General features: G+C 67.6%; 9 protein-coding genes. 5 read left to right on the top strand and 4 right to left on the bottom strand.

Going from position 1 to position 10,228, the window contains the following annotated elements; all coding sequences use genetic code 11:
- On the top strand, nucleotides 1–798 hold a 798-nt coding region (locus tag JO059_RS02395; RefSeq protein ID WP_293314493.1), incomplete at its 5' end, for a WS/DGAT domain-containing protein.
- 56 nt (nucleotides 799–854) lie between these two features.
- On the opposite strand, the gene JO059_RS02390 is transcribed toward JO059_RS02395, so the two are convergent.
- The 3 genes from JO059_RS02390 to JO059_RS02380 are packed head-to-tail and all read right to left on the bottom strand — an operon-like array spanning nucleotide 855 to nucleotide 4,474.
- Nucleotides 855–2,120: an alpha/beta hydrolase gene (locus tag JO059_RS02390; RefSeq protein ID WP_293314491.1), complete on the bottom strand. Its 1,266-nt coding sequence runs from the start codon at nucleotides 2,118–2,120 to the stop codon at nucleotides 855–857.
- A complete protein-coding gene (fadD12, locus tag JO059_RS02385) occupies nucleotides 2,120–3,739 on the bottom strand; it encodes an acyl-CoA ligase FadD12 (protein ID WP_293314489.1) in 1,620 nt (539 codons plus the stop codon). The genes JO059_RS02390 and fadD12 overlap by 1 nt, the downstream gene beginning before the upstream one ends.
- 3 nt (nucleotides 3,740–3,742) lie before the next feature.
- A complete protein-coding gene (locus JO059_RS02380; protein WP_293314495.1) occupies nucleotides 3,743–4,474 on the bottom strand; it encodes a lysophospholipid acyltransferase family protein in 732 nt (243 codons plus the stop codon).
- 267 nt (nucleotides 4,475–4,741) lie between these two features.
- Between JO059_RS02380 and JO059_RS02375 the strand changes: the two genes are divergently transcribed.
- From JO059_RS02375 to JO059_RS02360, 4 genes are all read left to right on the top strand, one after another.
- Nucleotides 4,742–5,143, top strand: a complete 402-nt coding sequence (locus JO059_RS02375; protein ID WP_293314487.1) for a hypothetical protein — start codon at nucleotides 4,742–4,744, stop codon at nucleotides 5,141–5,143.
- 129 nt (nucleotides 5,144–5,272) lie between these two features.
- Nucleotides 5,273–7,039: a DUF3556 domain-containing protein gene (locus tag JO059_RS02370; protein ID WP_293314485.1), complete on the top strand. Its 1,767-nt coding sequence runs from the start codon at nucleotides 5,273–5,275 to the stop codon at nucleotides 7,037–7,039.
- A gap of 6 nt (nucleotides 7,040–7,045) precedes the next feature.
- A complete protein-coding gene (locus JO059_RS02365; RefSeq protein WP_293314483.1) occupies nucleotides 7,046–8,479 on the top strand; it encodes an NAD(P)/FAD-dependent oxidoreductase in 1,434 nt (477 codons plus the stop codon).
- Nucleotides 8,480–8,604: 125 nt separating this feature from the next.
- Nucleotides 8,605–9,432 (top strand): L,D-transpeptidase family protein, encoded by an 828-nt coding sequence (locus JO059_RS02360; RefSeq protein ID WP_293314481.1) that lies wholly within the window; start codon nucleotides 8,605–8,607, stop codon nucleotides 9,430–9,432.
- Between the two features lie 112 nt (nucleotides 9,433–9,544).
- Here the strand turns inward: JO059_RS02360 and JO059_RS02355 are convergent, their stop codons facing one another.
- On the bottom strand, nucleotides 9,545–10,063 hold the full coding sequence (locus tag JO059_RS02355) for a hypothetical protein (RefSeq protein ID WP_293314479.1): 519 nt from the start codon (nucleotides 10,061–10,063) through the stop codon (nucleotides 9,545–9,547).
- Between the last annotated feature and the right edge of the window lie 165 nt (nucleotides 10,064–10,228).

Here is a 10,228-nt window from a genome sequence, read left to right as displayed (position 1 = left end):
ATCGCCAGACTGGTGGAGCAGACCCTGCGCCAGCAGGTCGCAACCCTTGGCGTCAACCGCCGGCACCCGCGCTACTTCGACGCGCCCAATACTCGCTTCAACGCACCGGTTTCGCCGCACCGGCGGATCACCGGCGCGCGTGTCGAGCTGGCCCGGGCCAAGGCGATCAAGGACGCCTACGGCGTCAAGCTCAACGACGTAGTGCTCGCGCTTGTGGCGGGCGCCGCACGCGGTTATCTCGAGAAGCGTGGCGAATTGCCGGCCAAACCGCTCATCGCGCAGATCCCGGTCTCGACGCGCACCGATCAGGACCAGGCAGATGTGGGCAACAAAGTGAGTTCCATGACGACGTCTCTTGCCACCGACATCGAAGACCCGGGCGAGCGGCTGATGGCGATCCACGAAAGCACGCAGAGCGCCAAGTTGATGGCCAAGGCGCTGTCGGCGCACCAGATCATGGGGTTGACCGAGACCACGCCGCCCGGGCTGCTGGGGCTGGCCGCGCGCGCCTACACGGCCAGTGGTTTGTCGCGCAACCTGGCCCCGATCAACCTCGTCGTGTCCAACGTCCCCGGTCCGTCGTTCCCGTTGTACATGGCGGGGGCCAAACTGGAATCCCTGGTGCCGCTGGGACCGCCCGTCATGGACGTCGCGCTGAACATCACCTGCTTCTCCTACCAGGGCTACCTGGACTTCGGCTTCGTGACGACGCCCGAGGTGGCCAACGACATCGACGACATGGCCGATCGCATCGAGCCGGCGCTCACCGAGTTGGAGAAGGCCGCGACACTTCGGTGAACTAGTGGCGATCGCAAGCGCGGCGTAGCCGGGCGCGGCGGGTCGCCACCATCGGGCTAGTCGCGGTTAAGGTAGCCGGTCGCGTAGACCCAGGACAAAAACCGGGCCACCGCCTCCGCGGACTGATGCGCTCGCGGAGAACCGAAGATGTCGAAACCGTGTTGGGCGTGGGGCAATTCGGCGTAGGCGACGGGCGCCTTCGACACCCCTCGCAGTTCATCGACGAACTCCCGCGCTTCGGCGACCGGGATCAGGGAGTCGTCGTGTCCGTGCAAGACGAAAAACGGCGGTGCGTCGGCGCGCACCTCACAGATCGGTGATGCGTCGACGTAGACGTCGCGGTGAGAGGCGAATCTCTCTTTCACCACGAATTTCTCGAGCAACCAGACGAATTCGGGGCGCCCCTCGCCCTCGGTGGAAACCCAGTCGTAGCGCCCGTATACGGGGACGGCCGCGGCCACCGAGGTGTCCGCCTCTTCGAAGCCCGGCTGGAACTTGGGGTCGTTGGGGGTAAGGGCCGCCAGGGAGCAGAGGTGACCGCCGGCCGACCCGCCAGTGATCGCAACGAAATCCGGGTCCCCGCCATAGGCCGCGATGTTCTCCTTCACCCACGCGAGCGCCCGTTTGACGTCGACGATGTGGTCGGGCCAGGTGTGTATCGGGGACACTCGGTAGTTGAGGGATACGCATATCCAACCGCGGGAAACCAGATGGCCCATCAAGGGATACGCCTGAGGGCGTCGCCTCCCGATCATCCAGGCACCGCCCGGCACCTGCACGAGCACGGGCGCCTTCCCGTCGCGCGGCAGGTCGCGGCGACGCCAGATGTCGGCCATGTTCGCCCGCCCGTGCGGTCCGTAGGACACGATGTTGGACTTCTCGACGAAACGCCGGCGCGCCACGGTGGTGCGTAGCGGCAGGTCGAATCGTCCCCTGCGCGCCGGCGCCGTTGGCAGGGTGGCGAGCTCTTCCGCGTAATCGGGGCCCAACTGATCGCGCAGACCGGCCTCGAGTACCGGGCCGGGTGTGGTGGCGCCGCGGTAGCGGATCACCGCCAGGATCCCCCACGACGCGGCCGTCAGGCCCAGCGCCGCCTTCCCCCGCCGCCCGGCGAAGTCGCCGCGGCGCCCGCGCCGCAACGCATCCAGCAGCGACGCGGAGAAGTACAGACCCGGCACCTCCGAGGTCGGCCAGCCGAACCAGAACACCAACACCGTGGCGTAGCCCTTGCGGGCCAGCGGGCGTAATCCATTGGCGGCGTTGACAAATTCCAGCGCGGCGCGTGCCAGCGGCCGGGGGCGGCGCAGCCATGTGGCCCGCATCAGCCGCCGGCCCGTGACTGCAGTTCGGCCCGCAGAATCTTGCCGGTGCTGCCGCGGGGAAGTTCATCGAGGATGGTTATCTCGCGGGGCACCTTGTAGTTGGCCAGGTTCTCGCGCACATGTTGCTTCAGCGTGTCGGGCGTGGCGCCCCCGCCGGGCTCGAGCACCACGAACGCGGCCAACCGCTGGCCGTACTGCTCGTCGTCGACGCCGATCACCGAGGCCTCCGCCACGTCGGGGTGCGCCGCCAGGGTCTTCTCCACTTCGATCGGGTAGACGTTCTCGCCGCCGGAGACGATCATCTCGTCGTCGCGGCCGACCACGAACAGCCTGCCGTTCTCGTCGAGATAGCCGACGTCGCCCGACGACATGAACCCGGCGTGAAAGTCCTTGGTCGTGCCCGAGGTGTAGCCCTCGAACTGGGTGTCGTTTCGAACGTAGATGGTGCCCACCTCCCCGGTGGGCACCTCATTGAATTCCTTGTCCAGGATGCGGATTTCGGTTCCGCCCGCCGGTCGGCCCGCCGTGTCGGGAGCGGCCCGCAAATCTTGCGGGGTCGCGGTGGCGATCATGCCGGCTTCGGTGGCGTTGTAGTTGTTGTAGATGACGTCGCCGAACTGGTCCATGAACGCGATGACTACGTCGGGGCGCATCCGCGAACCGGAGGCCGCGGCGAACCGTAATGACTTGCAGCTGTAGCGCTTTCGCACCTCATCAGGCAACTCCATGATGCGGTCGAACATCACGGGCACCACGGCGAGGCCCGTCGCCCGGTGGCGGTCGACGAGCTCCAGCGTGGCCTCGGGGTCGAACTTGCGGCGGGTGACCACCGTGCAGGCCATCGAGGCCGCGAACACCAGCTGTGAAAAGCCCCAGGCGTGAAACATCGGCGCCACGATCACAACGGTTTCCTCCGACCGCCACGGCGTGCGGTCCAGGATGGCCTTGAGCGTGCCCACTCCGGCGTTGCCGCCGGTCTGGTTGGCGCCCTTGGGAGTTCCCGTGGTGCCGGAGGTTAGCAGAATCATCCTGCCCTTGCGGCCGGTGCGCGCGGGCCCGCGTCCGGCGTGGTCGGCAATCAGCTTTTCGACCGTCACATCGTGTTGTCCGTCGGTCCAGGCCAAGATCCGGGTGGCGTCCGGTTTGTCGGCGAGCGCGCGGTTCACCGTTTCGGTGAACTCCTCGTCGTAGACCATGACGTCGACGCCTTCGCGGTTGACCACCTCCGCAAGCGCCGGTCCGGCGAACGAGGTGTTGAGCAGCACGACGTCGGAGCCGATGCGGCTGGCGGCGGCCACCGCCTCGACGAAACCGCGGTGATTGCGGCACATCACCCCGACGACGCCGGGTTGCCCCTGCGGCAATGCTTGCAGCGCAGCGGCAAACGCGTTGATCCGCTCGTCGAGCTGGCGCCACGTCAATGTGCCCAGTTCGTCGACGAGGCCGGGGCGGTGCGGGCAGCGCTGCGCCGCACCGGCGAAACCCACGGTCATGCCCATACCTTCACGGCGCATCGCGGCAACAATCTTCAGGTAGCGGTCGGGTCGCATGGGCGCGATCAGCCGCGCGCGCCTCATGGTTTCTATCAGCCCGAGGGCCTGACCGAGACGAGATGCCATGGCTCAGCCCAGGATCGGGAATCGTCGCTTGGTGGCGAGCTCGTCGAGGGCATGCTGCATCACCGACCGGATGTGCTCGTCGACCTCATCGATGTCCGGGTCCTCGCCGAACTGCTCGATGATGTCGATCGGTTCCAATACCTGGGTCACGATCTTGGTGGGCAGTGGCACGTTCGGCGGGATGACGGCGCTGAGCCCGAACGGAAAGCCGAACGAGACCGGCAGGATGGCGCTGCGCAGCAGGCGCTTGATGCCCAGCCGCTCGGCGAGCCAGGTGCCGCGGGTCAGGTAGAGCTGGGTCTCCTGGCCGCCGATGGACACGGCCGGGACGATCGGCACACCGGCTTCGATCGCGGTCCTGACATAACCCTTGCGGCCGTTGAAGTCGATGACGTTCTCCGTAAGGGTGGGCCGATACGCGTCGTAATCGCCGCCGGGAAAGACGACAACCACGCCGCCGGAGCGCAGCGCCTTTGCCGCGTTCTCCCGGTTGGCCCGGATGTAACCGGTGCGCCGGAAGAATTGGGCGGTGGGACCGGTCATGAGGATGTCGTGGCTCAGCGTGTACACCGGCCGGTCGTAGCCGAATTTCTCGTAGAAGTCGACGGTGAAGACCGGAACGTCCATCGGAAACATGCCGCCCGAGTGATTACCCACCACGAGGGCGCCGCCGGGCGGGAAGTGCTCCAAGCCGTGCACCTCCGACCGGAAGTAGGTCTTCAGAAACGGCCGCATCACACTTATCAGGCGCTTCGTCAGGCCAGGGTCGAATTTGTCGATGTCCCCGATGTCCGGGCTGTCGCGGTCGCTCACGTTCCTCCCTTGACGCTTCGTTGAGGCTCCGGCGAGGCGGCATGCCGCGTCGAGTCCCTCGATGGTAGCTAGTGAGGCTGGGCCCGCTGGCGTCGGCGGGACCGCGGGGTTATGGTTACGCACGCCCACAAGCCGAATCACGGCCCGATCCCGGCCGAATCCCGACCCAATCCAGCTGAAAGAGGCGAGATGCACTCCGCCGGTTTGCCCGACGAGCGCGGTGCGCGCGCGCACGCAGGACACCGGTTGAGCGGCGCTCATCACCGGCCCCCGCGCGGCCCGCGCAGCAGCACCGTGCTGACGGCGAACCCGTCCGCCGGTGATGTCGAATCCATGGCGCATGACACGGCGGACCGCCGCCAAGCCCAGTATTTTCTGCATCTGCTCGTCCAGAGCCGCCACCATGTCGACCACCGGTTGGCCGCCTGCCGGAAGGCGATCGGTTTAGCGGAAGCCGCCGGTGACACCGAAGGCGCCAGCGGGTTGCGGCGCATCGCCTGCGCCGACGAGAAGGAACGGCGCACCCTCGACCGTCTCATCGAAAACTTGCGCCTGCGATTCCCGGTGGCAACGCCGGCGGCGGCGCGTTAGGCCGCAGTCGGTCGCGGGTTAATCGGGCAAGACGATTGTCGATGCCCCCACACCGGGCATATCCGTGGTTACGCTGCGGATAGATTGTATTCGCCAGCGGGTTTCCGGCCGACGGGAATGGGGCCATCCATGGGATTCATGTCACCCGAGCTTCCCGACGTCGACCCTGCCACCTGGCACACCGTGCCACGAGCGACCCGCCTGCAGATCGTGACCCGGCACTGGGCGGAACACGGCTTCGGGACGCCGTACGCGGTGTATCTGCTGTACCTGCTCAAGATGGCCCTCTATGTCGCCGTTCCCGCTGCGATCATCTCGTTGACCCCCGGCCTGGGCGGGCTGGGCCGCATCGGGGACTGGTGGACGCAGCCCATCGTGTACCAGAAATTCATCGTCTTCACGCTGCTGTTCGAGGTCCTGGGTCTTGGCTGCGGATCCGGCCCGCTGACCGGGCGGTTCATGCCGCCGATCGGCGGGTTTCTTTATTGGTTGCGGCCCAACACAATTCGACTTCCTCCGTGGCCGGGCAAGGTTCCGTTCACCAGTGGGGACACCCGCAGCGTCCTGGATGTGGCTCTCTATGCGATCGTTTTGGGCGGTGGCGTGTGGGCGCTGCTGTCCGCGGGTTATGGCGGACCCGTCACCGCTGCCGGCCCAGGCATTCACGCAGGACTGATCGACCCGATCACGGTGGTGCCGACGATCGTGGCGCTGGCGGTGCTGGGTCTGCGGGACAAGACCATCTTCCTGGCGGCGCGGGGCGAACATTACTGGCTGAAGCTGTTCGTGTTCTTCTTCCCGTTCACCGATCAGATCGCGGCCTTCAAGATCATCATGCTGTGCCTGTGGTGGGGGGCGGCGACCTCCAAGCTCAACCATCACTTCCCCTACGTCGTATCGGTGATGACAAGCAACAACGCGCTGCTGCGGCCCAGGCTGTTCACTCCGGTGAAGCGCGCGCTCTACCTGGACCCGGTGGAGGACCTGCGGCCCTCATGGTTGCCGAAGCTGATGGCCCACGTCGGCGACACCACAGCGGAATTCGTGGTCCCGACGCTGCTCGTCTTTTTCGCCGGCGACCAGCCGTGGCGGTGGTTCCTCATCGGTTTCATGGTGATCTTCCACCTCAACATCATTTCCAACCTCCCGATGGGAGTTCCGTTGGAATGGAACGTGTTCTTCATCTTCTCGCTGTTCTATCTCTTCGGGCACTACGGCGCGATCCGTGCCACCGATCTACGGTCGCCCCTGCTGCTTGCCCTCATAGCAGCCGCGGTGCTCATCGTCATCGCGGGAAACATGTTCCCCGAGAAGATTTCATTCTTGCCCGCGATGCGCTACTACGCCGGTAACTGGGCCACCAGCGTGTGGTGTTTCCGCCCCGGGGCCGAGGAGAAGGTCGACGCCGATATCGTCAAAAGCTCCGCGCTCGTCGTCAATCAGCTGGCCCGGCTTTACGATCCGGAGACCGCGGAAATCATGGCGGACAAGACGGCGGCGTTCCGGGCTATGCATGTCCATGGCAGAGCGCTCAACGCGCTGCTGCCGCGCGCAGTGGGGGGCGAGGCCAACGAAGCCCAGTACAAGGTGCGCGAGGGTGAGATAGTCGCCGGGCCGTTGGTGGGGTGGAACTTTGGCGAGGGCCACCTGCACAACGAGCAGTTGCTGGAAGCGGTGCAGCGGCGCTGCCACTTCGAGGAGGGCGACGTCCGTGTCATCGTGCTCGAAGGTCAACCGATTCACATCCAGAAGCAGTGGTATCGCATCCTCGACGCCAAGACCGGGCTGATCGAGGCGGGCTACGTCGAGGTCGCGGACATGCTGACCCGCCAGCCGTGGCCGGAGCCCGGCGACGAGTTGCCCGTCCACGTCACCACTGCGCGCGCCACTCGATGACGCTCCATGACTAGGGCGGTGGTTGTCGGCGCCGGGCCCAACGGCCTTGCAGCCGCCATCCAGCTTGCCCGCCACGGTCTTCAGGTGCAGGTGCTGGAGGCTCGCGACACGGTCGGCGGGGGAGCGCGGTCGGGCGAGCTGACGGTGCCCGGACTCATTCACGACCACTGCTCCGCGTTTCACCCGTTGGGCGTGGGCTCGCCGTTCTGGCGGGAGATCGACCTCCAGCGCTACGGGCTGATGTGGAAGTGGCCGGAGATCGACTGTGCGCACCCGCTCGACGACGGCACGGCCGGCGTGCTGTATGAGTCGATCGAGGCGACCATCGCCGGCATGGGGCCCGACGGACCGCGCTGGCGCCGCGCTGTCGGCGACCTCGCGGCGGGCTTCGATCAGCTGGCCCACGACCTGCTCCGTCCCGTGACCAACATCCCGCGTCACCCGATCCGCCTCGCCGCGTTCGGACCGCGCGCGGTGCTACCGGCCTCGGTGATGGCGCGCTGGTTTCGCACGGAGCAGGCGCGCGCTCTGTTCGGCGGCGCGGCCGCGCACGTCTACACCCGTTTGGACCGGCCGTTGACCGCATCGCTCGGGCTGATGATCCTGGCGAGCGGGCACCGGTATGGTTGGCCCGTCGCCGAAGGGGGGAGCGGTTCGATCACCGAGGCGCTGGCCGCCGCGCTCAAGGCCCACGGCGGGACGGTTGCGACCGGGGTGACCGTGGCGAGCCGCAAAGACATCCCCGACGCCGATGTCGTGATGCTCGACCTCAGCCCCGCTACGGCGCTCAAGATCTACGGCGATGTCATGCCCGGCCGCATCAAGCGGTCCTATCGGCGCTACCGCGAGGGGTCCTCGGCCTTCAAGGTCGATTTCGCGATCGAGGGTCACGTCCCATGGACGAATCCGGACTGCGGACGGGCCGGAACCGTCCACCTCGGAGGTACTTTCGCCGAGATCGCGGATACCGAACGTCAACGCGCACAAGGCAAGATGGCGCAGCGGCCGTTCGTCCTCGTCGGGCAGCAGTACCTCGCCGATCCGTCACGGTCGGCGGGCTCGGGTGGCACTGTCAACCCGATCTGGGCTTACGCGCACGTGCCGTTCGGCTATACCGGGGATGCCACCGCCGCGGTCGTCGATCAGATAGAGCGATTCGCACCGGGATTCCGCGAGCAGGTCGTCGCGACCGTCAGCATGAGCCCCGCCGACCTGGAGGCCTACAACCCCAGCTTCATCGGCGGCGACATCATCGGCGGCGCCAACGACCGGCTGCAGGTCGTCCTGCGCCCGCGGATTGCCGTCGACCCCTATGCGACCGGGGTGCCGGGCGTCTATCTGTGTTCGCAGTCCACGCCGCCCGGAGCCGGGGTCCACGGACTGTGCGGGCAGCACGCCGCCGGCTCCGCGCTGCGCTGGTTGGGCAGGCGCAGGCCGTAGCCGAATCGTGACGAAGGCTTGATCGAATTGCCAACGCGCGCCTGCACTTCCGTTATTTACGCTACCTCTACCATGAGAATTACACCCTTGTAGGTTAGTCGGTAGTAGGTCAGGGAATCGGAGCCATGCGGGCCGTTGTTCGGTGTGTTCTTGCGGTAAGTGGGATCGCTGCGAGTGTCGCTGCGAGTGTCGTCGCGGGGCCGGTCCACATCGGCCAGGCAGCGACCAGCCAGGCGCGAGGTTTTCCCATCGCGTCGGTGGTGCCGATGCCGGGTGCGGTGGTGGGTGTGGCGAACCCCGTGACGGTGACATTCAAGGTGCCTATCAGCAATGAGGCCGGCCGGCACGCTGCCGAGCGCGCCATCGACGTCACGTCGGCGCCCCCGATGACCGGCAAGTTCGAATGGCTTGACGACAACGTGATGCGGTGGGTTCCCGACCGGTATTGGCCGGCGCACAGCACGGTGGCGCTGTCGGTCGGCGGTCTGTCCACGGAATTTCAGACGGGCCCTGCCGTCGTCGGTGTCGCCAGTATCTCGGAGCACACGTTCAAGGTGAGCATCGACGGAGTCGAGGCCGGGCCGCCGCCCTCGCTGCCGGCACCGCACCACCGGCCCCACTGGGGAGAGCCTGGCGTGCTGCCCGCGACGATGGGTCGGCCGGACTATCCGACGCCCGTCGGCTCCTACACCGTCCTGTCCAAAGAACGTTCGGTGATCATGGACTCGAGCAGCGTGGGCATCCCGGTCGACGATCCCGACGGTTACCGGATCCCGGTGGATTACGCCGTCCGGATCACGAGTCGGGGCCTGTTCGTGCATTCCGCTCCCTGGGCCGTCAACGCCATGGGGTTGGACAACGTCAGCCACGGTTGCATCAGCCTCAGCCCCTCCGACGCCGAGTGGTACTTCGACACGGTCCACGTCGGCGACCCGGTGATCGTCAAGGAGTAACCGAGTCGCTCACTTCCCGGCCGGGGCCCCTCGGGGCTTGACCCGGCCGGGAAGTGGATCCGGCTCAGCGTGAATCCGGCTCAGCGTGAATCCGGCTCAGTGGGAATCCGGCTCAGTGGGACGGGCCGGCCGGAACCGGCTGACCGGGCACCGGCCCGCCGGCAGGCGCCGGACCAGTCGGCGCACCCTTACCGGTCCCGGCCATGTCGATGATCGGAGCCCCAGCCGGCAGGGCGTCCGCGGGCCCACCGGCCAGGACCGGCCCGAGCGCGATCAGCGGACTACCGACGGGCACCACCGGCGCGGGCGCGCCCACCGGAACGGGGGCACCCACGGGTATCGGCGCGCCCACGGGGATCGGCGCCCCGACGGGGATCGGGGCGCCCACGGGGATCGGGGCGCCCACCGGGATCGGCGCGCCCACGGGGATCGGCGCGCCCACGGGGATCGGCGCGCCGACCGGGATCGGCGCGCCGACCGGGATCGGGGCGCCGACCGGCAGGGGTGCACCCACCGGCAACGCGCCTGCCGGCACCGGTGCGCCCGCCGGTACCGGTCCAAGCGCGATCAGCGGCGCACCCGCCGGCACCACCGGGACCGGCCCGGGCGAAACAATCGGAACGCCGGCCATGGAAGTGATTGGAGCGCTGCACGCATTCGCGGCCGGCGTTCCCCCTGCGGGTGCCGGTCCGCCTGGGGCCGGCGCTCCCCCTCCGGAAGCCGGTCCGCCCGCGGCCGGCGCGCCGCCTGCGGTGGCGGGCCAGCCCGTCATTGCCGGTCCGCCTGCGGCGGAGCT

Source organism: Mycobacterium sp. (assembly GCF_019247615.1).
In the GTDB taxonomy this organism is placed as follows: domain Bacteria; phylum Actinomycetota; class Actinomycetes; order Mycobacteriales; family Mycobacteriaceae; genus Mycobacterium.
Note: the sequence above shows the minus strand (reverse complement) of the source record. Positions and strands in the feature narration are given on the sequence as shown.

Coding starts and splice junctions, on each gene's coding strand:
- JO059_RS02390 (WP_293314491.1), bottom strand. CDS start 2,120: ATGCGGGCCACATGGCTGCGCCGCCCCCGGCCGCTGGCACGCGCCGCG.
- JO059_RS02375 (WP_293314487.1), top strand. CDS start 4,742: ATGCACTCCGCCGGTTTGCCCGACGAGCGCGGTGCGCGCGCGCACGCA.
- JO059_RS02355 (WP_293314479.1), bottom strand. CDS start 10,063: ATGGCCGGCGTTCCGATTGTTTCGCCCGGGCCGGTCCCGGTGGTGCCG.
- JO059_RS02370 (WP_293314485.1), top strand. CDS start 5,273: ATGGGATTCATGTCACCCGAGCTTCCCGACGTCGACCCTGCCACCTGG.
- JO059_RS02380 (WP_293314495.1), bottom strand. CDS start 4,474: ATGCGGCCGTTTCTGAAGACCTACTTCCGGTCGGAGGTGCACGGCTTG.
- fadD12 (WP_293314489.1), bottom strand. CDS start 3,739: ATGGCATCTCGTCTCGGTCAGGCCCTCGGGCTGATAGAAACCATGAGG.
- JO059_RS02360 (WP_293314481.1), top strand. CDS start 8,605: ATGCGGGCCGTTGTTCGGTGTGTTCTTGCGGTAAGTGGGATCGCTGCG.
- JO059_RS02365 (WP_293314483.1), top strand. CDS start 7,046: ATGACTAGGGCGGTGGTTGTCGGCGCCGGGCCCAACGGCCTTGCAGCC.